The organism is Arthrobacter luteolus NBRC 107841, from assembly GCF_001552075.1.
GTDB lineage: Bacteria > Actinomycetota > Actinomycetes > Actinomycetales > Micrococcaceae > Arthrobacter_B > Arthrobacter_B luteolus.
In genome coordinates this window covers 571,615-595,895 of sequence record NZ_BCQM01000001.1, presented here as the reverse complement: position 1 = coordinate 595,895, position 24,281 = coordinate 571,615, and the positions used below count along the sequence as shown (strand labels likewise).

The window sequence follows — 24,281 nt, the reverse complement described above, 5'->3', positions numbered from 1 at the left end:
GTTTGAGACAATGGGCGGGTGAAGCGCGCAACTTTGGAAAAACGCCCTGATGAAGTCGCTGCCATGTTTGATGAGGTGGCCCCCAAATACGACATCGTCAATGACGTGCTGTCCATGGGGCAGACGCGCCGCTGGCGCCGCCTGGTGGTGGATGCGGTGGGTGCCCGTCCCGGACAGCGTGTCCTGGACCTGGCCGCGGGAACCGGCACCTCCAGCGAGCCGTACGCGGACGCGGGTGTCTCGGTCGTCGCCTGCGACTTCTCCCTGGGCATGCTGAAGGTCGGCAAGCGCCGCCGCCCGGACATCGATTTTGTTGCCGGTGACGCCACCAACCTGCCCTTCGCTGACGAGTCCTTCGACGCCGCGACCATCTCTTTCGGCCTGCGCAACGTTAACGAGCCGCAGAAAGCGCTCGAAGAGATGTACCGCGTCACCAAACCGGGAGGCACCCTGGTCATTGCCGAGTTCTCCTCGCCCGTGGTGCCGGTGTGGCGGACCATGTACACCGAATACCTCATGCGCGCCCTCCCGGCGATCGCCAGCAAGGTTGCCTCCAACCCCACGGCCTACGTGTACCTGGCTGAGTCCATCCGTGCCTGGCCGGACCAGGACGGGCTGGCTGCCTGGATCTCCGGTGCCGGATGGCAGAACGTCGCCTACCGGAACCTCTCCGGCGGGATCGTTGCCATCCACCGTGGGGTCAAACCGGCAGATACCGCTGGTTTTGCGGGATAAGTGAACGTCCTGATTGTCGGGGCCGGCCCCGCCGGTTCCACCGCCGCTTACTACCTGGCTTCGGCCGGGATCGACGTGACCGTGCTGGAAAAGACGTCCTTCCCGCGGGAAAAGGTCTGCGGGGACGGCCTGACCCCCCGCGCCGTCAGGGAAATCCAGCTGCTCGGCCTGCCGCATGAGGAAGCCGATGGCTGGCGCCGCAACAAGGGCCTGCGCCTGATCGCTTCCGGACGGACGATCGAAATCCCCTGGCCGGACCTGTCCGATTTCCCTGCCTACGGCCTGATCCGCACCCGGCTGGGCTTTGACGAGGAACTGGCCCGGCATGCTCAGGCTGCCGGTGCCCGCATCCTGGAACGGCACAGCGTCACCGCGGCGCTGCGGGACGATTCCGGGCGGGTCCGCGGCGTCACCGTGAACATCCTGGACGACAACGGGCGGCGCACGGGGCAAACACAAGAATTCACTGCGGACGTTGTCCTCGCGGCGGACGGCAACTCCAGCCGCACCGCCCTGAGCCTGGGACTGGAGAAACGCGATGACCGCCCGCTCGGCGTGGCCGTCCGCACCTACTTCACGTCACCGCGCACCAACGACGACTGGATGGAAGGCTGGCTGGAGCTCCCCGATGCCTCCGGCAATCCGCTGCCCGGCTACGGCTGGGTCTTCGGAGTGGGCGACGGGACCTCCAACGTCGGCCTGGGCATCCTGAACTCCTCCAAGGAGTTTGGCCGGCTGGACTACCGCAAGGTCCTGCGGGACTGGACCGCCGGCATGCCCGAAGAGTGGGGTTTCACGCCTCAGAACCAGGTGGGGGAGATCCGCGGTGCGGCCCTTCCGATGGGCTTCAACCGGACCCCGCACTATTCACCCGGCCTGCTGCTGCTTGGCGACGCCGGAGGAATGGTCAGCCCGTTCAACGGTGAAGGCATTTCCTACGCCATGGAATCTGCCCGGTTCGCAGCGGATTACATTGTTTCCGCCACGCAGGCGGCCGGCACGCCCGGCCAGCTTGCGGCTCAGGCGGCGTACGACGGCGTTCTGGCCGGTTACGCGGACCGCGTCCGCTCCGAGTGGGGCAGCCACTTCACCATCGGCCGGATTTTCGCCGGCATGATCGGCAAACCCGCGGTGATGAAACTTGCGCTGCGCACCGGAATGCCGATTCCGGTCCTCATGAAGTTTGTTGTCCGCATGCTGGCCAACCTTGTGGACGCGTCCCCCAGGGGGATCGAGGATAGAGTGATTGCATTGATGGAGATGCTCGTTCCGGCCGCTTCCAACCAGGACACCGTTCCGCAGCCCGCCAGGGCCAAGGGTGCCCCCGGAGGTGCCAGCAATGCCTAACCCTGCCAACCTGTCCCGACGAGAAGTTAGCCTTGAACAGTGACTGAATCCACCAATGCCAGCCCGGCCACAGCCGGGAACGCCGAGATGGTGCTTCCTCCCGGATTCGCCCCCCTCGCCCAGGACCCCGTCCTGGGGCCGGCCATCGTTGCCGGTTTGGACAAAGTGGAAACGCAGCTGCGCGAGGCCATCGCGAATGCCGATCCCTTCGCTGATGCCACGTCCCGGCACCTGCTCGAAGCCGGCGGCAAGCGCGTCCGTCCGCTGCTGGTCCTCCTGGCATCCCAGCTCGGCACCGACCCGGGCAATGAGGACGTCCGCACGGCCGCCGTCGTCGTTGAGCTCACCCACCTGGCCACTCTCTATCACGATGACGTCATGGACTCGGCCCCGGTCCGCCGCGGAGCGCCCACCGCCCATGAGGTGTGGGGGAACTCCGTTGCCGTGCTGACCGGTGACCTGATCTTTGCCCGCGCCTCGTCGCTGGTCTCCGTGCTGGGCGGTGAAGCGCTGGGCATCCAGGCCCGGACCTTCGAGCGTCTGGTCCTGGGCCAGCTGCATGAAACGGTGGGACCGGCCGACGGCGAGGATCCCATTGAGCACTACCTGTCCGTTATCGCCGGAAAAACCGGCTCGCTGATCGCAGCCTCCGGCCAGCTTGGCGCCCTGTTCGGCGGCGCGGATGCGCAGACCGTCGAGATCATGGTGGAGTACGGCGAGAAGGTGGGCATAGCCTTCCAGCTCGCGGACGACGTCATTGACGTCGCCGGGCTGAAGGACAAGTCAGGCAAGACTCCGGGAACCGATCTGCGTGAGGGAGTCCCGACCCTGCCGGTCCTGCTGCTGCGCCGCAACGCCGCTGAGGGAGATGCCGACGCCGCTGCCGTCCTGAAACTGGTCGACGGCGACCTCACCTCCGACGAGGCGCTGGCCGCCGCGGTGGAAGCTCTCCGCGGGAACCGGGCAACAGCCCAGGCGTGGGAAGTGGCGCGCCAGTGGGCTGCCGACGCCGTCGCTTCGCTGGATCCAATGCCCGATTCCGTGGTCAAGGCATCCCTGGCCGCGTTCGCCGAAGCCGTGGTGGAGCGCGAGGCTTAGACGCTTCCGGTGATCCGCGGGTGCCGAAGAGCACCCGCGGAAAACCAGGCTGGGCCTTGAGGTACTAGTCTTCGTCTTCCTCGAAAACCCACTCGAACATGTCGAAGGTGTATTCGCTGAAGGTGCCTTCTTCGCTCTGCCAGTCGCCGCGGGCATTGTTGCGGCGCCAGACGATCGGATCGGGAACATCCAGCTGGTCGGCGCGGAAGCCCCAGGTGAATTTCTCATCCTCGTCCTCCAGGAACAGCAGGTAGCCGTCCTCGACCTCCAGCTCGTCGGGGTCCCAGAAGAAGTGGAATGCCTCCATGAGGTCTTCGCAGCCGCCGAGCGCCAGATAGAACTCCCGCAGCACCAGCGGAATCGAAAAGTCGTGTTCCTCAAGCAGTTCGTCCAGTTCCGCGGCGGGAATGCCGTCCTCCGGGCGCCATTGGTCCTCCAGGTACTTCGGGACCAGGGCGCGGAACTTTTCCAGGAACATTTCACTCATTGCGGGGGTTCTCCAAAGTTGCAGGCGGGCGTACTTCAATCCTAGCCGCGAGTGGGAGTGCCCCGTTCCAGACCTAGCTGGTCCGCCGGGCGAGGCCAGGGTAGTCCAGGACCGCGCCGTCGGCGTCGACGGTAAGTTCCGCGGTGAAACCGCGGGTGGCGGAGGAGTAGAGGACGATCGCGCTGCCGCGTTCTCCGCGGTAGGGGGAGACCTGTGAATAAACCTGCTCACTGGCCAGCACCCGCAGGCTTGGCATCTCAACCCACGCCATGGTCAGCCGGGTTTCGTCCGGCGGAGCGGCATTGTTGAGCAGGTCCAGCCGGAGGATGGGCATGGTGTTGGTCAGCGGGCACAGGCCGAGGTCGCAGTCCTGGGCGTTATCCAGAGCCAGCGGATCTTCGATGCCGGGTTCGGGCAGGTCAACGTCGCCGCTGGTCTCCACATGGGAATTCCAGCGTCCGTCCACTGACCGCGTCAGGTCCAGGGACCTGCTCCAGCCCTCGCCCGTGACGTGGACCTGCAGGCGGCGGGTCACCCAGCCAGGCGAGGTGTTCAGGGTCCAGGCTGCGGTGTACTCACCGCAGGTGGAAGTGCCGCTGGCAGCCAGTTCCCCCGCGCGGAAGGACACGACGGCGGAGTCCCGGCGGGCGGGGTCGTCTACGCCTGCCCAGTGAAGGGTCCTGGCGGGCTGCGCGGGCTTGTCCATTCCTACAGAGTAAAGTCCGGCCCAAACGGGCACAAAACTGCGGACCCCGCTGCCGGCAGGCATGGTGCAGCGGTTCACTTAGCCAGCCAGCCGGCGGACGCTCAGGGCCAGGTACAGATGCACCCGGTCAGCTGTGAGTGAGGGGTCGTACCCGGAGAGGTCGGCGATCTGTGAAAGCCGGTACCGCACTGTGTTGCGGTGCAGGCCGAGGGTGTGTGCCACCTTGGCGACCGATCCGTTGAGCGACAGGTACGTTTCGAGAGTCGCCACCAGATCGGCGTCGTGCGCCGTGTCGAAGGCGAGCAGCGGATCCAGGGCTTCCGCCGCGAGATCGGCCAGCGGCACGTCGCGGCTGGCCATCAGCAGCGATGCCAGGCTGAGCCGGTCCGGCTGATTCACCGCTGCTCCGCGGAGCAGCCCTTCCTTGGCCTCGTAGTAGCCCCAGCGCAGGCCTGCCGGATCGGCGTAGGCCCCGCCGACGCCAACCTTGGCGGCCAGCCCGGCGTCCCGGAGGTAGCTGCTGAGCACTCCGGCGAGCTCTGCCGGTTTTCCGTCCGGGAACAGGATCACGAGCCGGTCTTCGAGGATCGCGGTCACCGCGGAGTCGAAGCCCGCCGGCAGCGGCAGTGATGGAAGGGACCTGGCCTGTGAGGCCGCTGCTTCCACAAGGAGGGTCAGCTGACGCCGGTCGGTGCTCACCCCGGAGGAGCGCAGCCGGTGCACTGCGTCCGGACCGCTGAGCTTGCCGGCAACAATATCCGCCAGCAGCTGGCCGTTGACTGCCCGGTCCCGCACCCGGCGCCTGGCCTGGTTGTTCAGTTCCACGCTGATCAGGCTCTGTGCGTAGGCAATGAGGTCCGGAGCCCGGAACGGTTCGGCCACGGCGAGGGTGCAGCGGTCGCGCAGCCCGGTGGCGATCGGCGTGGTGTGCCAGGTTGCGTCCTGGGCGGCTCCCTTACCGGCGGAATAGATGAGCGCGCCGTACTGATGCAGGGCCACCTCGGTGCCGAGGATCTGCGCCAGTTCCCGGAGCAGCCCCTCCAGCCCCTGCCCGGAAAGCAGCGCCTTGGCCAGGATCTGGTGGCCGGAGAGCAAGTCGTGGAGCTGGCCTACATGGTCGGCCGAGAGCGCGTCGGCCACGAGCTTACCCACGGCCATGAAGGGGGTGTTGTAGGGGACTTCGAAGACGGGGAGTCCCAGCCGGTTGGCCTCTTCCACCAGGGGCCCCGGCACCCGGTCCAGGCTGAGCCCGGTGCCGAAGCCGATGGCCAGGGCGCCGGCACGGTGCACGCTTTCCACGAACCGGCGCTGCGCTGCGCCCGTCCGCTGCCGCATGCCGGTGGTGAGGACCACCTCTCCGCCGCCCAGGAAAGGAGAGGGATCTTCGAGTTCCGTGACGGCAACCCACTGCACCGGCTCGGGACTGACTGCGGCGGTACCGCGCACCGCCAGGTCCAGGCCCTCGGCAGCGAGGAGATCGGAAAGTGAGATAGGCACCAAACAACTATATGCTGGCGGGATTGGGCGTTTGCACGTCAAGACAGAGCAGCCATTGTGCGGGTGGCCGTCCCGAGGAGTTGGTCCGACGCGTAAGTTGGGGATCACTGCGGACTGACGCCGCCCCACACTTGTTCCCGAAAGGCAGAACCATGAGCACATCAGCCATCGAACCGACTTACCGGCTGGAGCAGAAGCGGAATATCACCGGGGCTTTCCCCGGCCCGAAGTCCGCTGCGCTGAGCGAACGCCGTGCGGCGGTCGTGGCCAAGGGTGTCGCTTCCAGTGTTCCGGTCTACGTCCAGGACGCCGACGGCGGCATCATCCAGGACGTTGACGGCAACTCCTTCATTGACCTGGGGTCGGGCATCGCTGTCACCAGCGTGGGTGCCTCCGATCCGGCCGTGGTTGCCGCTGCCCAGGAGCAGGTGGCCCGGTTCACGCACACCTGCTTTATGGTCACCCCGTACGAAGGCTACGTTGAGGTTGCCGAGAAGCTTGCCGAACTGACCCCGGGCGACCACGAGAAGCGCACAGTGCTCTTCAACTCCGGTGCCGAAGCTGTGGAGAACGCCGTCAAGATCGCCCGCTCGGCCACCGGCCGCCAGGCCGTCGTCGCCTTCGACCACGCCTACCATGGCCGCACCAACCTCACCATGGGCCTGACTGCCAAGGCCATGCCGTACAAGACCGGCTTCGGCCCGTTCGCTTCCGAGATCTACCGGATGCCGATGAGCTACCCGTTCCGCGAAGAAAACCCGGAGATCACCGGCGTCGAAGCGGCTAACCGTGCCATCCTCGCCATCGAAAAGCAGATCGGCGCAGACCAGCTGGCTGCTCTGCTCATCGAACCGATCCAGGGCGAAGGCGGCTTCATCGTTCCGGCTGAGGGCTTCCTGCCCCGCCTGGCCGAGTGGGCCAAGGAAAACGGCATCGTTTTCATTGCCGACGAAGTCCAGTCCGGTTTCTGCCGCACAGGCGAGTGGTTCGCCGTCGACCATGAAGGTGTTGTCCCGGACATCCTGACCATGGCCAAGGGCATTGCCGGCGGTATGCCGCTTTCCGCAGTCACCGGCCGCGCCGAGCTGCTCGACGCCGTCCACCCCGGCGGTCTGGGCGGCACGTACGGCGGCAACCCGGTGGCCTGCGCCTCCGCACTCGCTGCCATCGAAACCATGAAGTCCCAGGATCTGGCCGGCCGCGCCCGCCACATCGAGGAGATCACGGTTCCGCGCATGAGCAAGGTTGCCGAGGAAACCGGTGTGATCGGCGAGGTCCGCGGCCGCGGTGCCATGCTGGCCCTGGAACTGGTGAAGCCGGGTACCAAGACGCCGAACGCCGAAGCAGCCAAGGCCATTGCCGCAGCCTGCCTCCAGGAAGGTGTCATCATCCTGACCTGCGGCACCTACGGCAACGTCATCCGTCTGCTGCCCCCGCTGGTGATCAGCGACGAGCTGCTCTCCGACGGCCTCGACGTGCTGGAAGCGGCTATCCGCGCCCAGGCCTAAGCCCGAGGGCGCGTCAGCGCCGTCGACCATCAAGACAACCGAAAAAGGGGCGGTGTCCGGTTCATCCGGACGCCGCCCCTTTTTCGTGACCCCAGCTGCAGCCGGGTTAGCTGTGGTGTTCTTCCTGCCGGGGCACCTGCCCCTGCCGCGGCATCGAGAACCCGTGGACCAGGGCTTCCAAGCCGGCCTCGAAAGCCTCATCCGCTCCCTGGCCGCCAACTCTCGGGGCCGCAGCGGCCACGGCGGAGCTGAACCGGGGACTTTCATCGGTCAACGGGCCGGTTTCGAAGATATCCTCCGGTGCAACGGCGTCGAACGCTGATCCGAAAATAAAGGATTCCAACGCGATAATCGCCGGGATGATGCGCGCTTCCTCCCACCCGGCCCGCAGGAATCCGGCCGTTACCGCCTCATACATGGCCAGGGTGCGGGGCGCACCGCTGACCTGGAGCACTGCGATCACTGGAATCAGCGGGGTGTGCCGGACAAAAACGTCGCGGTAGGAACGGGCCCAGGTCCGCACGGCCGCATCCCAGGGACCGGCGGTAAACCCGGTGACGTCCACTTTGGCCATGAGATCGTCCTGGATCCAGCGCAGGACCTCCTGCTTCGAGGACGCGTGGTTGTACAGGGCAGAGGGGGCAACCTGGAGCTTGCCGGCCAGCGAGGACATGGTGAAGCCGCCGTAGCCGCTGGTGCCGATCACTGCCAGGGCCGCCCCGGTGATGTTCTCCCTGGTCAGGACGCGCTGGTGCGGACGCCCTGCCGTCCGCTTGGTGCGTGCTGCCGGCATCCATTTCCTCCGATGGTCTGGCGGGCACTTCGGCACCCGAAAATTAATATTCGCACAAAGTCTCCCCACGGCACCGGGGGTCGGCTAGAGTGTCGATACAAAATGAACGCTATTCATTTAGCTGGATGGTGAAGGGTGTTCATTTGCGCGGCCGGCGGTCGGCCGCAGGAGAGAGGAAATACAGTGCAAAACCTGGAACGCGACGTAGTCATCATTGGTGCAGGCCCCTCCGGCCTGACAACCGCCCGGAAGCTGAAGGCCGCCGGCCTGAGCGTAACCGTGCTGGAAGCCCGGGACCGGGTGGGCGGCCGCACCTGGTCGGACACCATCGACGGTGCCTTCCTTGAAATCGGCGGACAGTGGATCTCCCCGGACCAGGAAGTCCTGAGCGAACTGGTGGAGGAACTGGGCCTGGAGACCTTCCAGCGCTACCGCGACGGCGAGTCCGTCTACATCGGCGCGGACCACCGTGCCGTCCGCTACACGGGGGAGATGTTCCCGGTCGCCGAAGAGACGGCCAAGGAAATGGAACGCCTCATCAACCTGCTCGATGAGCTGACGGCCAAGACCGACCCGGCCGCACCGTGGACGCACCCGGAAGCCCGCGAACTGGACACCATCTCCTTCCACCACTGGCTGCGCAGCCAGTCGGACGACGAAGAAGCCTGCAACAACATCGGCCTGTTCGTGGCCGGCGGCATGCTGACCAAGCCGGCGCACTCCTTCTCGACCCTGCAGGCGCTGCTGATGTCGACTTCAGCCGGCTCCTTCTCCAACCTCGTGGACGAAGACTTCATCCTCGACCGCCGCGTTGCCGGCGGTATGCAGCAGGTTTCCGAACGCATGGCAGCCGAGCTCGGTGACGACGTCGTCCTGAATGCACCGGTCCGTACCCTGCGCTGGTCCGAGGGTGCAGAAGGCACCTCCGTCACGGCCATTGCCGACGGCGTCAGCGTCACCGCACGCTACGCAGTCATGGCCGTGCCGCCGAACCTGTACTCCCGCGTCTCCTTCGAGCCGCCCCTGCCGCGCCGCCAGCACCAGATGCACCAGCACCAGTCCCTGGGCCTGGTCATCAAGGTCCACGCCGTGTACTCCACCCCGTTCTGGCGCAAGGCCGGACTGTCCGGCACCTGCTTCGGCGCGCACGAGCTGGTCCAGGAGGTCTACGACAACACCAACCACGAAGACCCCCGCGGCACCCTGGTCGGCTTCGTCTCTGACGAAAAGGCCGACGCCATGTTCGAGCTCAGCGCTGAAGAGCGCAAGCAGGCCATCCTCAAGTCCATCGCCGGCTACCTGGGCGACGAGGCGCTGACCCCCGAGGTCTACTACGAGTCCGACTGGGGCTCGGAGGAATGGACCCGCGGCGCCTACGCCGCCAGCTTCGACCTGGGCGGCCTGCACCGCTACGGCCCGGACCAGCTGGTTCCGGTCGGACCCATCTACTGGTCCAGCTCCGACCTGGCAGCCGAGGGCTACCAGCACGTCGACGGCGCTGTCCGGATGGGCGCGCAGACCGCAGCCCGGATCATCGCCCGGGCTCAAGGCTAAGATCCAGTGCGCTACGTAGTCGGCTACGCCGCAACGGAGCGGGGCCGGGATGCCCTGAACCTGGCCTGTGCGCTTGCGCGCAGCCAGGGGGCGTCCCTGGACCTGGTGATGATCGATCCCGAGCAGTCGCCCTATACGGCGGTTTATCCCCCGGAACGGTCCTACGCCACGCTGCTGGCTGAGCAGCTCGGGACCTGGCTGGACGAGGCCCTGGCCATGGTGCCGGAAGACATCGAGGCGCGGGGCCACATCCGGGCAGCCGACTCCGACGCGCGCGGACTTATCGACGCAGCAGCCGAGTTCGGTGCCGGGCTCATTGTGGTCGGCGCCGGAAGCAACGGCCTGTTCAAGCGCTACACGGTGGGCAGCGTGGCCAACGCTCTGCTCCACGCGGCCCACGTTCCCGTGGCCCTGGCGCCGTACGGCTACAGCCGGACCGATCCGATTACCCGGGTCACCTGTGCTGTCGGTGAACGGCGCGGGGCCGAGGACGTCCTGGAAGTCGGCGCCGCGTCTGCCGCCCAGCGCGGCCTGCCGCTGCGCCTGCTTTCGCTCGTGGCGCTGGCTTCATCTCAGAGCGCTGCCCTGGACGAAGCCCGGCAGCATGTGGCCGACCGCGTCGCCAAGGCTGAAACCCTCACCCGCGGCCGGTGCCAGGTCACCGGCGAGGTCGCGCAGGGACGCACCATCGAAAACGCAGTCGACAACCTGGACTTCGAGGACGGGGAGATCTTCATCATCGGCTCCAGCCGCCTCGCCCTGCACAACCAGCTGTTCCTGGGGACCACTGCCTCGAAGGTACTGCGCAGCCTTCCGGTCCCGATGGTCGTGGTTCCCCGCGGCTACATGGGCACCTCGGGTGCGGCTGCACCCGCACCGCAGACAGGAGAACCGCAATGAGCGCCAAGTCAAAAACAGTGCGCCCGGGCGCAGAAGGAAGCGGGCTCTCCAGCAAGGGACTGAAGGGCGGGCAGGTCGGCCTGATTGGCGCCGTCGTCATCGGCATCTCCTGCATCGCCCCGGCGTACACCCTCACCTCGGGGCTGGGCCCCACCGTTTCCGAGGTGGGGGTGCAGCTGCCGGCGATCTTCCTGGTCGGCTTCATCCCGATGATCCTGGTGGCGATCGGGTACCGCGAACTGAACACCGCGATGCCGGACTCCGGTACGTCGTTCACCTGGGCGACCCGGGCTTTTGGGCCCTGGGTCGGCTGGATGGGAGGCTGGGGGCTGATTGCCGCCACCATCATCGTGCTCTCGAACCTCGCCGCCGTCGCGGTGGACTTCTTCTACCTCATGCTCGCGCAGGTGACGGGCAATGACGCCCTGGCCGACCTGACCCTGAACCTTCCCCTGAACATAGCAACGACGCTCGTGTTCATTGCCGTGGCCTGCTGGATTTCCTACCGCGGCGTCGAAACCACCAAAACGGTGCAGTACGTCCTCGTAGCCTTCCAGCTGGTGGTGCTCACCTGGTTCTCCGTTGCTGCGTTCGTCCATGTAGCCAACGGGACGGCCTTTGACCCCACCCAGATCAGCGCCGAATGGTTCAACCCGTTCGCCGTCGAATCCTTCTCGGCGTTCGCCGCCGGTGTATCCCTCTCCATCTTTGTGTACTGGGGCTGGGACGTCACCCTCACCATGAATGAGGAGACCAAGGACCCGGAGAAGACGCCGGGCCGCGCGGCTACGGCCACGGTGTTCGTGATTGTGCTGATCTACATGATGATTGCCCTCGCCGTGATCTCCTACGCCGGCGTCGGCGACGGAGAGCTGGGCGCCGGCAACCCGGACAACCAGGAGAGCATCTTCGCGGTGCTGGCCGGTCCCGTGATGGGGCCGTTCGCCATCCTGATGTCCCTGTCCATCCTCAGCAGTTCAGCTGCGTCACTGCAGTCCACCTTCGTCTCACCGGCGCGCACGCTGCTGGCGATGGGACACTACCGTGCCCTGCCGCGCAGCTTCAGCAGGATCAGCCCGGCGCACAAGTCTCCGGGTTATGCCACCGTGGCGGCAGCCGTGGCTGCCGCGGGGTTCTACGTCATCACCAGGCTGCTCTCGGAGAACGCCCTGTGGGACACCATTACCGCACTGGGCCTGATGATCTGCTTCTACTACGGGCTGACCGCCCTGGCCTGCGTCTGGTACTTCCGCCGCGAAGCCTTCAGCAGCATGCGCAATTTCCTGGTGAAGTTCCTGGCCCCGGCCCTTGGCGGCATCATCCTGTGGGTGATGTTCCTGAAGACGGCACTGGACTCCATGGATCCGGCCTACGGTTCCGGTTCCTCGGTGGGCGGCGTGGGCCTGGTCTTCGTGCTGGGCATGGGCGTCATCGCCCTTGGTGCGGTGCTGATGCTCCTGATGTACCGGCGCAACCCCGGGTTCTTCCGGGGTGAGACGCTGCGGGTCGGGCACTCCGGCAGCGCGCCGGACGAAGCTCCCGGCAAGGAGGACGTGCCGTCGGTCTAACCGGTTAGCCCGGCACGGCAAACCTGCGCCTGCAGGGAAGCCCGCGGACACCCCCGCTGATGGGGGAGTGCCGCGGGCTTCCCGTTTCCCGCGGGCGGATGCAGCTCTCAGGAGGGCGGCAGCAGGCCCTCCGGAACGGTGGAGGCGGTGTGCGGTGGCCCCACGGTGGTCAGGCGGGGAATCCGGGCCTGCATCCAGACCCCGAGGGCAGCTGCGAGGCCGCCAAGTTCCGCAGCAGCATAGTGGTCCGGTTCCCAGCCGGCGTAGAGGCCGACGCTGAGGCGCCTGCCCCGGTGGACCAGGAAGGCGCTCTCCAAGCCGAAGCCTGCCGGTTCAATGGTGACCGCCTTTCCGTGGCCCGCAGCCGCCATGGCCTGGGCCATGGTGCCGTTGCTCGTGGTGCGGGCCAGGGCCAGATCGATTCCCCCGGCCAGGGCCGTGTCCCGGACGGTTCGCTCGATCGCACTGCCATGGCCGGGCAGCAGCATGGCCTCACGGGCAACATCGGCGAGCTCCGCTTCGCCGCGGGAAGCGGCCAGCCGGCCACCGGAGCGGAAGTGCACGAACACCGGTGCCGACGCCAGGTGGTGTCCGCGCAGGTGCGGCGGGGGCTCGGAGGTGTTGACCGCCATGTCCACTCCGGTGGACAGCCGGGCATACACCTCACCGGGATGGGCCGGCTGGATGTCCGCGATCGGGGCGCCCTCGGCAATGAACGGCGCGATGAAGAAGTTCCCTGTTGTCTCAGGGCAGGCCACAGTAAAGGACTGATGTCCCCGGCGCATGGCCCGCAGCACCCCGTCCGCCCGGTCCTGCCGGTTCTGCAGGTCCTGGGCCAGCTCCCGCACGCGTTCCCCGGCCGGGGTGAGCTTCATTCCCGAGGCTGTCCGCCGGAAGAGCCGCACCCCCAGTTTCCGCTCCAGTCCGGCAATCCGGCGGGAGACAGCGGGCTGGGAAACGTAGATCGCCGCAGCGGCCGCGCTCACGGTGCCGTGGCCGGTCACGGCCAGAAAATACTGCAGGTCACGCTGATCCATCATGTCCATAGGTTATGGCACTGTGCCAAAAAGTCATTAGACAGTTATCTTGCCGCTGCCGCAAAGTGGGTTCTGCATCACATTCCGCCCGGATCCGAATCCAGGCCAGACACCTCAAGGACTCCACGTTGACAGCTTCCTCCACGCAAGACGCCGGTGCCCGGCAGAAGCGTTCCACCACGGGTGCCTTCGTTGGCACGGCCATCGAGTGGTACGACTTCTACATTTTCGGCACCGCCGCCGCTCTGGTGTTCGGGCATGTTTTCTACCCCGGAGCATCGCCCGCAGCAGCCCTGATGGCGTCCTTCGCAACCTTCTGGGTGGGCTTCCTGGCCCGACCCATCGGCGGCATGATCTTCGGCCACTTCGGGGACAAGCTCGGACGCAAAAATGTCCTGGTGATCACCCTGATCATGATGGGCAGCGCCACGACCCTGATCGGCCTGCTGCCGGGCTACGCCCAGATCGGCGTGATGGCTCCGGTCCTGCTGATCATCCTGCGCGCGCTGCAGGGGATCGCCGTCGGCGGCGAATGGGGCGGGGCTGTCCTGCTGGCCACGGAGAACGCCAGCGAGAAAAAGAAGGGCATGGCTGGGGCCTGGGTCCAACAGGGATCACCTGCCGGATCAATCCTGGCCACCGTCGCCTTCATGCTGGTGGGTATGCTGCCCGACGAGGCCTTCCTGTCCTGGGGCTGGCGCATTCCGTTCCTGGTCTCCGCACTGCTGGTGGTCATTGGCCTCCTCATCCGCCTCAAGGTCGAAGAATCAGCGGACTTCGAGGCCGCTAAGGCCAGCAACACCGTCGTCAAGGCTCCCATCGCCGAGGTCTTCCGCAGTGCACCCACCATCGTTTTCCTGGGCATCGCTGCCTCCATCATGGGTATCTCCCTGGCTTACTTCACCAACACATTCCTGCTGTCCTGGACTACGGGAACCCTGGGCATCGAGCGTCAGACCATGCTGAACGTCCTGCTCGGAATGGCAATCCTCCAGTTCATCTGGCAGCCGATTGCCGCCTGGATCGCGGAGAAGATCGGGGCCGTGAAGGTTATGGTCTGGGGGCTGGTACTGGCGGTCGTTATGGTGGTCCCGTTCTTCCAGGCGATCAGCTCGGCCAACCCCGGGGCCATCGCCATCACCCTGTACATCACCTGCCTGGGCGGCACCGCCTACTACGCGCTGCTGGCCAACTCGCTGGCCTCAGCCTTCCCCGCCAACATCCGGTACACCGGAGTCTCCCTGGCCTACCAGCTGTGCTCGTCGCTGATCGGCGGCGCCACTCCGCTGGTGGCGCAGTGGATCCTGAACAGCTCAAACGGCAGTCCCTGGGGTGTGGCGGCGTTCTACACCGCCATGCTGCTGGCCACCATTCTCGGCGTCCTCGGGCTTTCCCGTGCTGCCAACCGGCGGCACGCAGCCCAAAACGATCCGGTAAACGCAACGGCCTGACCGGCACCCACCGCACATCTCCCGGCGCTGGAACCGTTCCCCACCTGTTCCGGCGCCGGGCCAAAGCTAGGAAAACCCATGCGCATTGATGCCATCTTTACCAACGGACAGTTCCACACCCTGGACCCGGACTATCCCCTTGCCAGCCGCGTCGGCGTTATCGGCGGACGGATTGCCGGGTTCGACGCCGACCTGGATGGCGTCAGTGCGGCGCAGGTGATCGACCTGCGCGGAGCAGCGGTGTTTCCGGGCTTCCACGACGCACACTTCCATCTGTCCCTGACCGGCGCCCGGCTCGCTGCGCTGGATCTGCGGCCCGGCAAGGTGCGGACCCTGGCGGAGCTCTACGCGGCCGTAGCGGAACACGCGCGGACCCTGCCGGCCGAGGGCTGGGTCCGTGGATCCGGCTACGACCAGAACTTCCTCGGGTCCCATCCCGACGCCGAAGCCCTGCACCAGGCATCCGGCGGGCGGCCGGTGTTCCTGGAACACGTCTCCGGCCACATGGGTGCGGCCAGTACCCGCGCCTTTGAGCTGGCCGGCTACCCGGGCCGCCTGGGCGTTCCGGACTTTGCCGGCGGTCACGTGGAACGCGACGCCGAAGGCCGCGCCACCGGGCTGCTCCAGGAACGGGCCATGGTGCTGATTTACGATATGGTCCGGCCCATGGACCTGGGTGAGGTGCAGCGGAACCTCGGCCTGGCCGGCCGCCAGGCGCTGCGGTACGGCCTCACTTCGGTGACGGAACCCGGCGTCGGGGACCACCGCATGGTCGGCAACACCCCGCTGGACTTCCACTCCTACCAGCAGGCGGTGGAGGAGGGGACCCTGCGCACCCGGGTGACCCTGATGCCATACTGCACTACTTTGCACGCGGTGGAAGGTATGAAGGGCCAGGACCTGTTCGGGCTCGATCTGGGGATCCGCACCGGGCTGGGGGATGACCGGCTGCGCGTCGGCCCGGTCAAGATCGTCTCCGACGGCTCCTTCATCGGGCGGTCCGCGGCGATGCACCACTGCTACCACGGCGAACCGCACAACCACGGGGTGATGCAGTACAACGCCGAGGAACTTCGAAGCATGATCATCGGAGCGCACACCGCCGGCTGGACGGTGGCCACGCATGCCATCGGCGACGCGGCCATCGACCATGTGATGGATGCGGTCGAAGAAGCGCAGCGCATCCTGCCGCGGCCCGGCGTGCGGCACCGGATCGAGCATTTCGCACTGGCGTCGGACGCACAGGTGGCCCGGGCGGCAGCCCTGGAACTCACGGCAGTTCCGCAGGGAAGCTTCATCTCCGACTTCGGCGACGGCATGATGGACGCCGTCGAACCGGCGCTGGCGCCGTTGATCTACCGCATGAAATCACTGCTGAATGCGGGGATGGTCCTGCCCGGATCCACCGATTCACCCGTTTCTGACGGAAATCCGCTGGTTTCCATCCATGACATGGTCAACCGGCGCACGGCTTCCGGGCGGGTCCTGGGCGCGGAAGAGCGGCTCACCGTCGGCGAAGCCGTCCGCGCGTACACCTTCGGTTCCGCCTACGCGGTGGGCCAGGAACGGGACAAGGGCACCCTGCGGCGCGGGATGCTCGCCGATTTCACGGTGCTCTCTGAAGACCTGTTCGGCATTGATCCGTCCCGCATCCGCGAAACGGAGGTAGTGGGCACCGTCGTCGGAGGAGAAATGCTGTACGACGCCGCGGGCTTCCTGGGGTAGGTGCGCTGCCTGGGGGAATCGGTACCGGATGTTCTTCGGCCAGGAAGTCACAACTGGTGCTCCTGTGACTTGTGGTAATCATGGGATTGTTGTGAATCTGTGAGGTCTGCGTTAGATTGCTTGTCAAGCACCGCGCGCATGCGGTGTGTCGCGTCCGGTGGGGATGGACGCGCAGCATAGGCCTCCACGGTGGACTGCCGCGGGTCTCGAGGCATAAGGATTTACATAATGCGACTGAGGAAACTCGCTGGGGCTTTCGCTGCCCTGATGCTGGCTCTGGGGGCGACAGCCGTGGCGCTGCCCGCGGCGTCGGCCACTTCATTGGATGGTGTGGCGGCCGGCAGGCTGCACTCCCTGATCAACGAATACCGTGCACAGCATGCACTCAAGCCGCTGGCCTGGAACAGCGGCATCGCCGCCGTCGCCCAGGACTGGACCCTGCGGTCTGCGCAGACCGCCAGCGTCCACGGCGCCGGCACTTTCCTGCACAACCCGGATTTTGCTGCCCAGTACCCGGCGGGCGCGCTGGGGTACTCCGAGAACATCGCCTGGAACATGAGCGTCGACCAGGCCTTCCAATGGTGGGTTAACTCTGCCCCGCACCGGGGGAACATGCTTGGTGCTGCGGATACGGACATCGGAATCGGTGTGGTCCAGCTGACGGAGGGGCCGAACAAGGGCGTGTACCTGGCCACCGTCAACTTCGGTCAGTACGCCGGCACGGCCGTACCTGCCCCGCCTGCTGAAACGCCGGCTCCTGCGCCGGAGCCCACGGTGCCCGCGGAGCCTGCACCGCCGGTAGAGCCGGCACCGCCAGTTGAGCCGGCACCGGCCGATCCGCCGGCGGAAACGGCGCCGGATCCGGAGCCTTCGGCTGAACCGTCGGCTCCCGCACCGGCTCCCGCGCCGGAACCCGCTCCGAGCAACCCGCCCGCTGAAACCGTGCCGGAACCGGCACCGGCGCCGACCGAAGCACCGGCCGAGCCGACTCTGCCGGCTGCACCCAGCGAAACCCCGCAGGCACCGGTGACGGATCCCCCTGCCCCGGTGGAATCCACAGAGCCTTCCCCGGAAGCGCCGTCGCAGACGCCTGATCCGGTGGAAACACCGGTCCTGGAAACCCCCGAACCTGAGGGAACCGGCGTCGAGCCGGCAGCAGGCAACCCGGCAGCTGGCAACCCAGCAGCTGGCAACCCGGCAGCTGCCACCGGGGTTGGAGAACGCGTTGAGCTGCAGACCAGCGACCCTGCGGCGCTGACCCCCGATGCGCGCGGCAGCTTCGAAACCAGGACCAGCGGCAGCAGCCTCACCCTTTCCGGGCTCACGCCGGGACACGAATATCAGGTCTTCCTGCATTCCACGCCCGTAAAGGCCGGCAGCTTCACCGTTGATGCGAACGGCTTGCTGCGGATCGACATCCCCGCCGGGCTGGAAGCCGGCGGCCACCGGGTAGCCCTGTACGAACGGGACGGCGCCCTGGCCGGCTGGCAGGCCTTCACGGTGCAGGCTGAGGTCAACGTGCTCGGCGTAGCCACTGCTGCAGGGCCTGGTGCACCCGCTGAGCTGGCCTCGACCGGGTTCTCAGCCGGCCAGGCGCTGCTCGCTGGAACGGGTGCGGCCATGATCATCGCCGGGGCAGCAGCCCTGGTGTACCTGCGGGGCCGCCGGTCCGAGACGGCCTAGCGGCCAGCAGGCAAACAGGAAAGCGCAGGACCAGCCGGTCCTGCGCTTTCCTCGTTTCCGGCCCCGTGGTCCCTGCCGGCAGCACCCGCTATGCCGTGCTGGCAGCCGCCCGGCGGATCCGGGCCCGGCGCGGGGAACCCATCATGTCGATGCTGAGCATGGCCAGCGCAAGCCATACGAGCCCAAACCCTGCCCAGCGCTCGGGAGGCATGGCCTCCTGGAAGACGACCAGGGCCATGATGAACTGCAGGACCGGCGCCAGGTACTGGAGCATCCCCACCATGGTCAGCGGCAGCCGGCTGGCCGCCGCGCCGAAGAAGATCAGGGGCACGGCCGTGGCAATGCCCGACGCGGCCAGCAGCCAGAAATGGGCCGGCCCGAAGCTGAGCAGCGTGCCGGTGCCGTTGGCAGCCATCACCACCAGGACGACGCCGGCCAGCGGAGCCAGCACGGCGGTCTCGATGGACAGGCTGGAGACGGCATCAACCTTCCCGCCGACGCCCTTCTTGACCAGGCCGTAAAAACCGAAGCTGAACGCCAGGGTCAGCGCGACCCAGGGAACATTGCCGTACGCGAATGCCAAAACCAGGACCGCGATGAAGCCCACCGAGATGGCTGCCCACTGCAGGGGCCGCAGCCGCTCCTTCAGCAGGAAAACACCCAGCAGGACCGAAACCAGCGGGTTGATGAAGTAGCCCAGGGCGGCCTCGACGGCATGGCCGTTAAGCACGGCCCAGGAAAAGACCAGCCAGTTCACGGCAATCAGCACTGCAGCCAGGGACAGGGTGCCCAGCATCCGCAGATCCCGCACCGAGGTCAATGCCCGGCGCCAGGACCGCATCACCGTCAGCAGGAAGGCGCAGAACACCAGGGAGAAGACAACCCGCGCGGCGACAATCTCCACTGGTCCCGCCGGTTCCAGGAGCAGGAAGTACAGCGGCAGGAATCCCCAAATGCCGTAGGCGCCAATGCCAAAGAGCAGACCGGACCCGCTGATTTTGCCCTCCCGCTCGGGCCCGTTCACCGTTCCGGGCGGACCCGCATCCGATGCCGGGGCGGCGGTGCCCTGCGCTGGCGGTCCCTGCGCATTCCGGGCGGCGGTATTTGAGGCGGCGTAGGCAGGGGAACTGCCGGGAGGTTGCTCATTGGGCATGTGCGGTGCAACGCACTACGCCCTGCGCATATTCCGTGTCCGTTTTCGCGGGTTGGCGCCGGTGCCGTTTAGACGCCGTGGTACGCGGCAATTAGAATAAACAAATGTGCGCCATTTGCGTTCAGTGACGTTCAGTGACTTGCTCCCTGACTTTCAGAGATCTCCCGAGAAGAAGGACTTTACGTGTCTAACACAGCCCCGGACAGCTCGCAGCGTCCCATGCGAGTAGCAATTATCGGTGCTGGTCCGGCCGGCGTTTACGCGGCAGACATCCTGACCAAAGCCGACCGCGACTTCGACGTCAGCATCGACCTCTTCGACCAGTACCCCACCCCCTACGGGCTGATCCGCTATGGCGTTGCTCCCGACCATCCCCGCATCAAAGGCATCGTCAAGGCGCTGGAGAAGGTCCTGGACCGCGGCGATATCCGCTTCCTGGGCAACGTGAACTACGGCCGCGACCTGACGCTCAAGGACTTCCGGCACTTCTATGACGCGGTCATCTTCGCCACCGGCGCGCTCAAGGATGCGCCGCTGGACATTCCCGGGATTGAGCTGGACGGTTCCTACGGCGGCGCCGATTTTGTCTCCTGGTATGACGGCAATCCGGATGTTCCGCGGGACTGGCCCCTGGACGCCAAGGAAATCGCCGTCATCGGCAACGGCAACGTGGCCCTCGACGTCGCACGGATCCTCTCCAAGCACGCTGATGACCTGCTGACCACCGAGATTCCGGCGAACGTCTACGAGGGACTGAAGAAGTCACCCGTCACGGATGTCCATATCTTTGGCCGCCGCGGACCGGCCCAGGTGAAGTTCACTCCGCTGGAACTGCGGGAACTCTCGCACTCCCGCGACGTGGACATTGTGCTGTACCCGGAGGACTTCGAGTTCGATGAGGCCTCGGATGAGCAGATCCGCACCAACAACCAGACCAAGACCATGGTCAACACGCTGACTAACTGGCTCGTTGAGGAGCAGGACACCGGTGCCTCCCGCCGCCTGCACCTGCATTTCCTGCACTCCCCGGTGGAGATCCACGACGATCCCGCCACTCCGGGCAAGGTTGCCGGAATCAAGATGGAACGCACCGAACTCGACGGCACCGGCAACGCCCGCGGCACCGGCGAGTTCGTGGATTACCCCGTCCAGGCCGTCTACCGGGCGGTGGGCTACTTCGGCTCCGAACTGCCCGAGGTGGGCTACGACTCCCGCCGCGGCGTGATTCCGAATGAGGGCGGCCGCGTGGTGGACACCGACGGCCAGCCCATTCCCGGCATCTACGCGACCGGCTGGATCAAGCGTGGCCCGGTTGGCCTCATTGGCCATACCAAGGGTGATGCCCTGGAGACCATCGGCTTCCTGCTGGAAGACCGCCGGACGCTGCCTGCTGCCGAAGAGCCGGAACCGGACGCCATCATCAGCCTTCTCGAAGAGCGCGGCGTTGAGTACACCACCTGGCAGGGCTGGAAGCAGCTCGACGCCCACGAGATGTCGCTGGGCGCCAGCTACGTCCACGGCGATCCCGGTGTTGGCGACCTGGTCCGCGAACGCGTCAAGGTAGTGGACCGCGAGGAGATGATCCGGACCAGCCGGCAGGGCGTGCAGTAGCACCCGGCAACACCCTCAGCTTCAGAAGCCGGGGCCGCATCCGCGGCCCCGGCTTCTGCCGTTTCCGCAGGCCGAAAAGCTGCCCGCGGATCACACGCTGCTGCCGGCGCAGTCCGCTGAGTATCCGGATGCGCAACTCCCGCGGCCTTCCACGCTCCCGGGCCGCCAGGCCTGCCACTCACCGGACAGGTCACCGAACAGATCACCGAACAGGTCACCGAACCGAACCCCGAACGGAACCCCAGGGATTTGCTCTGGAACCTGAGGGTTTCACGTGTCACCATGGACGGGCAGCCTCAGGCTGCCCGGAACACCGGAAGCGTGCCCGCGGGTGTGTGAGGGGTTTCCGGCGCAAGCGGTCTCCTTATCAGCGCGGATAGGTTGGACGGTGCAGCACAGTCGAAGTGGTGTGCGGGAGCGTGGGCCCCGGACGGCGGAGTTCCTCCAGCAGGAGGCGTGGCGGGCGCATGAGAGCATGCGGACGCAGGGTGAAGTCCTGGATACCCTTCGTCCCGGCGTCAAAGAGTCGTGGCAGCGTTCCCTGCAGCATCATCCCAATCCCGACGACGCCCAGCCCGCCCTGGTATTTGGCGACGACGACCTCCAGGCCTACCGTGCCTCCCACCCCCTGGCCTCGATCATGCCCGTCATCCAGCGCCTGCTGGTGGAGCCCGGAAGGGAAAGCGGTCTCCTGGTGGCCGTCGGGGATCAGCTGGGGCGGCTGCTTTGGGTCGACGGGGATCCGGAGCTGCGCCGCCGGGCAGAGGGCATGATGTTCCTGCCGGGGGCGGACTGGTCAGAGAACTCCATCGGCACCAGCGCCCCGGGCACGGCCCTGGTGACCGGGCGGAGCGTGCAGATTGCCGGCGCGGAGCATTTCAGTGTCCAGGTGCATCCCTGGTCCTGCACCGCCGTACCCGTCCATGACCCGGATTCAGGCGCCGTCCTGGGCGTTGTGGACATCACGGGTAAGGAAGAGGCCGTTGCCGTGCACACGCTGGCGCTGGTACAGGCAACGGTCGCGGCGGCCCAGGCCCAGCTGCACGTTGAACGCCTCCAGTTCCGGGCTCCCCGCCGGACGCGGAGCCCGGTATCCAAGCCTCGTCCCAGCCTCTACCAGGACAGCCTGCAGATCCTGGGCGCGGATTCCGCCGTCCTGTGCGTAGGTGGTACCCGCCTGCACCTGAGCCCGCGGCACTCTGAACTGATGGCGCTGCTGGCGCTGCACCCGCGTGGACTGACGGCTGAGGAACTGGCAGTCCTGGCCTATCCGGAACAGTCCTCCGTGGGCACAGTCCGCGCCGAGATGCTGCGGCTGCGCAAGCTGCTGGCCCGGGAAACTCCGGCCGGCACCGATATGGTGCCGGCTTCCCGCCCGTACCGGCTGCCCCGGGAACTGGTGGTCGACGCCGGCCAGGTCCGCTCCTGCCTGGAACGGGGAGCCCACCGGCTCGCCCTGAACATTTACCGCGGGGAAGTCCTGCCCCACTCCCAGGCACCCGGGATCACGGAGCTGCGGCGCAGCCTCAGTTCGGTGCTGCGGGAAGCGGTGCTCGCAGATGCGGGCATCGACCCGCTGCTCCAGTACCTTCGCCTGCCGGAAGCAGCGGACGACGCCGAGGCGTGGCGCCTGGCCCTGCAGCTGCTGCCGGCCCGCTCACCCCGCCGGGCGGGCGTCGTGGCGGGACTGCAGCGGATTGAGCAGGACCTGGCTTAGGCCTTCGGTGCCGGGGTCCGGGTGTCCGCGGGCTCGTCGGCCTGCGGTCCGACGGACGGTTTAATGCGCAGGCTGGTCAGGAAACCGATCAGCAGGGCAGCGGCCGCAATCCATCCAGCCAGGGCAGCCCCGCTGGTCATTGCTTCCCGGGCAGCGTCAGCGATGAACGCGGTCTGCGGATCGGCAGCCAGGGCCGGGATGCTGCCGCCGGAGGTGGCATTGACCGATTCCAGCGCGCCGCTCAGCTGCGGTGCTCCGGCGAGGGAATCGGCCACCCCGTTTTCGGTTCCGGTGCGAAGCGTGGTGAAGAAGGCGGTCCCCAGGACCGCGATGCCCAGTGCGGATCCGGTCTGGCGGGCAGTGCTCTGGGTGGCTGAGCCCTGGCCGCTCTTCGCGAGGGGAACATCTGCCAGGACCACAGAGGTGAGCTGGGCAGTGGCCAGTCCCACGCCCATGCCGTACACCAGCAGGATCGGGGAAGTCAGCCAGGCCGTGCTGTCCGGCCGGATCAGCAGGGCCAGGGCCGCGATACTGATGATTTCCAGCCCGAGCCCCATCCGAACCACAAAGATAGGGCTGAACTTCCTGGCCAGGGCGGCAACTCCGCCGCTGGCGAAGAAAGATCCGGCCGCCAGCGGCAGCAGCGCCAGCCCGGCTTCAAACGCGCTGAAGCCCAGCACATTCTGGAACCACAGCGGCAGGGAGAGGATTAATCCGAATTCACCGAAGCTGACAATCAGGGCCGTGACGTTGCCGTTGGCGAAGGACGGAATGCGGAACAGGGACAGGTCCAGGATCACGCCCTTGCCGGCGGCTGTCCGTGAGCGCTGCAACAGCACAAAGGACACCAGGGCCACAGCGGAGACCAGGAACGCCAGCGGGACCGGGGAAAGGCTGCCCACCTGGAAGGGGGCCTCAGCCGAGGCGTTCCACCAGCCGTAGGTGCGCCCTTCGATCAGACCGAAGACCAGCGCGCCGAAACCAAGAATGGACAGGGCGGCACCGCCGAGGTCCAGGCGCTGCGCGGCACCGGTCACGGTCTCCGAGGACTCCGCGACGAAGAGCAGCAGGCCCGCCACGATCAGCAGCCCCACCGGGACGTTGATGCCGAACGCCCAGCGCCAGCTGGCGTTTTCGGTGAGCCACCCGCCCAGCAGCGGGCCAACAGCCGCCATGCCGCCGATGGTCGATCCCCAGACCGCGAAGGCAATTCCGCGCTCGCGGCCGTGGAAGTTCGCATTCAGCAGGGCCAGTGTTGTCGGCAGGATCATGGACCCGCCCAGGCCCTGGACGGCCCGGCCAAAGATCAGCATGCCGCCGGATTCGGCCAGGGCACACAGCACGCTGGCGGCCACGAACAGTACGACGCCGATCAGCATCACCCGCCGCCGTCCCACCCGGTCCGCGATCCGACCCCAGGTCAGGAGCAGGGCGGCGAAGAGCAGGGTGTAGATCTCCTGCACCCACTGAATCTGGGTGCTGGAGATACCGAGGTCGGCGACGATCGAAGGCACCGCTACCGAGACGATGGTGGAGTCCATGATGATCATGGCCACGCCGAGGCTGATGGCCAGCAGGCCCCACCAGCGGTAGCGGAGATAGCGGCTGGGGAGCTGAGCGTCCTGGCCGGCGCGGTAATCGGAAGCCATATGCCGTCCTTGTGGGGTGGGTCCGGAGAGCAGATCCGGACGGTTCGGAGATGTTGCCTTTG

General features: G+C 66.7%; 19 protein-coding genes. 12 read left to right on the top strand and 7 right to left on the bottom strand.

All coding sequences use genetic code 11. From position 1 onward, the window contains the following. The first annotated feature begins 18 nt into the window (after positions 1-18). The 3 genes from AL3_RS02740 to AL3_RS02730 all read left to right on the top strand — a co-directional run bounded on the left by AL3_RS02740 (position 19) and on the right by AL3_RS02730 (position 3,180). Complete coding sequence (locus AL3_RS02740) at positions 19-735, top strand: demethylmenaquinone methyltransferase (RefSeq protein WP_083521378.1); 717 nt, start codon at positions 19-21, stop codon at positions 733-735. Further along, positions 736-2,082 (top strand): geranylgeranyl reductase family protein, encoded by a 1,347-nt coding sequence (locus AL3_RS02735; protein WP_066296277.1) that lies wholly within the window; start codon positions 736-738, stop codon positions 2,080-2,082. A gap of 87 nt (positions 2,083-2,169) precedes the next feature. Beyond that, entirely contained in the window at positions 2,170-3,180 is a 1,011-nt protein-coding gene (locus tag AL3_RS02730; RefSeq protein ID WP_151723910.1) for a polyprenyl synthetase family protein, read from the top strand. A 64-nt stretch (positions 3,181-3,244) separates the two neighbouring features. On the opposite strand, the gene AL3_RS02725 is transcribed toward AL3_RS02730, so the two are convergent. The 3 genes from AL3_RS02725 to AL3_RS02715 form a co-directional block, all read right to left on the bottom strand. Beyond that, on the bottom strand, positions 3,245-3,667 hold the full coding sequence (locus tag AL3_RS02725; RefSeq protein WP_066296272.1) for a hypothetical protein: 423 nt from the start codon (positions 3,665-3,667) through the stop codon (positions 3,245-3,247). 73 nt (positions 3,668-3,740) lie between these two features. Continuing rightward, positions 3,741-4,373, bottom strand: coding sequence for a putative glycolipid-binding domain-containing protein (locus AL3_RS02720; RefSeq protein WP_066297030.1), 633 nt, complete (start codon positions 4,371-4,373; stop codon positions 3,741-3,743). A 78-nt stretch (positions 4,374-4,451) separates the two neighbouring features. Continuing rightward, complete coding sequence (locus AL3_RS02715; protein WP_066297028.1) at positions 4,452-5,870, bottom strand: PucR family transcriptional regulator; 1,419 nt, start codon at positions 5,868-5,870, stop codon at positions 4,452-4,454. A gap of 152 nt (positions 5,871-6,022) precedes the next feature. On the opposite strand from AL3_RS02715, the gene gabT reads away from it, so the two are divergent. After that, positions 6,023-7,378 carry a 4-aminobutyrate--2-oxoglutarate transaminase gene (gene gabT / locus AL3_RS02710; RefSeq protein ID WP_066296268.1) on the top strand — a complete coding sequence of 452 codons (1,356 nt, stop codon included), beginning with the start codon at positions 6,023-6,025 and terminating at the stop codon, positions 7,376-7,378. Between the two features lie 106 nt (positions 7,379-7,484). On the opposite strand, the gene AL3_RS02705 is transcribed toward gabT, so the two are convergent. Continuing rightward, positions 7,485-8,171: a TetR/AcrR family transcriptional regulator gene (locus AL3_RS02705; RefSeq protein WP_066296265.1), complete on the bottom strand. Its 687-nt coding sequence runs from the start codon at positions 8,169-8,171 to the stop codon at positions 7,485-7,487. Positions 8,172-8,354: 183 nt separating this feature from the next. On the opposite strand from AL3_RS02705, the gene AL3_RS02700 reads away from it, so the two are divergent. The 3 genes from AL3_RS02700 to AL3_RS02690 are packed head-to-tail and all read left to right on the top strand — an operon-like array spanning position 8,355 to position 12,193. Further along, positions 8,355-9,725 carry a flavin monoamine oxidase family protein gene (locus AL3_RS02700; RefSeq protein WP_066296264.1) on the top strand — a complete coding sequence of 457 codons (1,371 nt, stop codon included), beginning with the start codon at positions 8,355-8,357 and terminating at the stop codon, positions 9,723-9,725. Between the two features lie 6 nt (positions 9,726-9,731). Further along, entirely contained in the window at positions 9,732-10,625 is an 894-nt protein-coding gene (locus AL3_RS02695; protein ID WP_066296259.1) for a universal stress protein, read from the top strand. Then, a complete protein-coding gene (locus AL3_RS02690; RefSeq protein ID WP_066296257.1) occupies positions 10,622-12,193 on the top strand; it encodes an APC family permease in 1,572 nt (523 codons plus the stop codon). Before AL3_RS02695 ends, AL3_RS02690 begins: the two co-directional genes overlap by 4 nt. A 107-nt stretch (positions 12,194-12,300) precedes the next feature. Here AL3_RS02690 and AL3_RS02685 read toward each other — a convergent pair whose 3' ends face one another. Beyond that, the gene (locus tag AL3_RS02685) at positions 12,301-13,239 is read right to left on the bottom strand and encodes a LysR family transcriptional regulator (RefSeq protein WP_066296251.1); all 939 of its coding nucleotides are present in this window, start codon (positions 13,237-13,239) and stop codon (positions 12,301-12,303) included. A 119-nt stretch (positions 13,240-13,358) separates the two neighbouring features. Here AL3_RS02685 and AL3_RS02680 point away from each other — a divergent pair, with 119 nt between their 5' ends. From AL3_RS02680 to AL3_RS02670, 3 genes are all read left to right on the top strand, one after another. Beyond that, a complete protein-coding gene (locus AL3_RS02680; protein WP_066296249.1) occupies positions 13,359-14,681 on the top strand; it encodes an MFS transporter in 1,323 nt (440 codons plus the stop codon). Between the two features lie 78 nt (positions 14,682-14,759). Then, complete coding sequence (locus tag AL3_RS02675; protein WP_066296246.1) at positions 14,760-16,406, top strand: amidohydrolase; 1,647 nt, start codon at positions 14,760-14,762, stop codon at positions 16,404-16,406. A gap of 228 nt (positions 16,407-16,634) precedes the next feature. Then, a complete protein-coding gene (locus tag AL3_RS02670; protein ID WP_083521376.1) occupies positions 16,635-18,089 on the top strand; it encodes a CAP domain-containing protein in 1,455 nt (484 codons plus the stop codon). An 88-nt stretch (positions 18,090-18,177) separates the two neighbouring features. Here AL3_RS02670 and rarD read toward each other — a convergent pair whose 3' ends face one another. Then, positions 18,178-19,242: an EamA family transporter RarD gene (gene rarD / locus AL3_RS02665; protein WP_083521375.1), complete on the bottom strand. Its 1,065-nt coding sequence runs from the start codon at positions 19,240-19,242 to the stop codon at positions 18,178-18,180. A 219-nt stretch (positions 19,243-19,461) separates the two neighbouring features. Between rarD and AL3_RS02660 the strand changes: the two genes are divergently transcribed. Both AL3_RS02660 and AL3_RS02655 read left to right on the top strand, forming a co-directional pair. Further along, complete coding sequence (locus tag AL3_RS02660) at positions 19,462-20,853, top strand: FAD-dependent oxidoreductase (RefSeq protein WP_370664938.1); 1,392 nt, start codon at positions 19,462-19,464, stop codon at positions 20,851-20,853. Between the two features lie 409 nt (positions 20,854-21,262). Continuing rightward, complete coding sequence (locus AL3_RS02655; protein WP_066296239.1) at positions 21,263-22,570, top strand: GAF domain-containing protein; 1,308 nt, start codon at positions 21,263-21,265, stop codon at positions 22,568-22,570. Here the strand turns inward: AL3_RS02655 and AL3_RS02650 are convergent. After that, positions 22,567-24,219, bottom strand: a complete 1,653-nt coding sequence (locus AL3_RS02650) for a DHA2 family efflux MFS transporter permease subunit (protein ID WP_066296238.1) — start codon at positions 24,217-24,219, stop codon at positions 22,567-22,569. The genes AL3_RS02655 and AL3_RS02650 overlap by 4 nt on opposite strands. Positions 24,220-24,281 lie beyond the last annotated feature (62 nt).

Bases quoted from the DNA above. Each gene is read 5' to 3' on its own strand.
- AL3_RS02660 (WP_370664938.1), top strand. From the start codon at position 19,462: ATGCGAGTAGCAATTATCGGTGCTGGTCCGGCCGGCGTTTACGCGGCA.
- AL3_RS02730 (WP_151723910.1), top strand. From the start codon at position 2,170: ATGGTGCTTCCTCCCGGATTCGCCCCCCTCGCCCAGGACCCCGTCCTG.
- AL3_RS02650 (WP_066296238.1), bottom strand. From the start codon at position 24,219: ATGGCTTCCGATTACCGCGCCGGCCAGGACGCTCAGCTCCCCAGCCGC.
- AL3_RS02685 (WP_066296251.1), bottom strand. From the start codon at position 13,239: ATGGACATGATGGATCAGCGTGACCTGCAGTATTTTCTGGCCGTGACC.
- AL3_RS02670 (WP_083521376.1), top strand. From the start codon at position 16,635: ATGCGACTGAGGAAACTCGCTGGGGCTTTCGCTGCCCTGATGCTGGCT.
- AL3_RS02675 (WP_066296246.1), top strand. From the start codon at position 14,760: ATGCGCATTGATGCCATCTTTACCAACGGACAGTTCCACACCCTGGAC.
- AL3_RS02705 (WP_066296265.1), bottom strand. From the start codon at position 8,171: ATGCCGGCAGCACGCACCAAGCGGACGGCAGGGCGTCCGCACCAGCGC.
- AL3_RS02725 (WP_066296272.1), bottom strand. From the start codon at position 3,667: ATGAGTGAAATGTTCCTGGAAAAGTTCCGCGCCCTGGTCCCGAAGTAC.
- rarD (WP_083521375.1), bottom strand. From the start codon at position 19,242: ATGCCCAATGAGCAACCTCCCGGCAGTTCCCCTGCCTACGCCGCCTCA.
- AL3_RS02690 (WP_066296257.1), top strand. From the start codon at position 10,622: ATGAGCGCCAAGTCAAAAACAGTGCGCCCGGGCGCAGAAGGAAGCGGG.
- AL3_RS02720 (WP_066297030.1), bottom strand. From the start codon at position 4,373: ATGGACAAGCCCGCGCAGCCCGCCAGGACCCTTCACTGGGCAGGCGTA.
- gabT (WP_066296268.1), top strand. From the start codon at position 6,023: ATGAGCACATCAGCCATCGAACCGACTTACCGGCTGGAGCAGAAGCGG.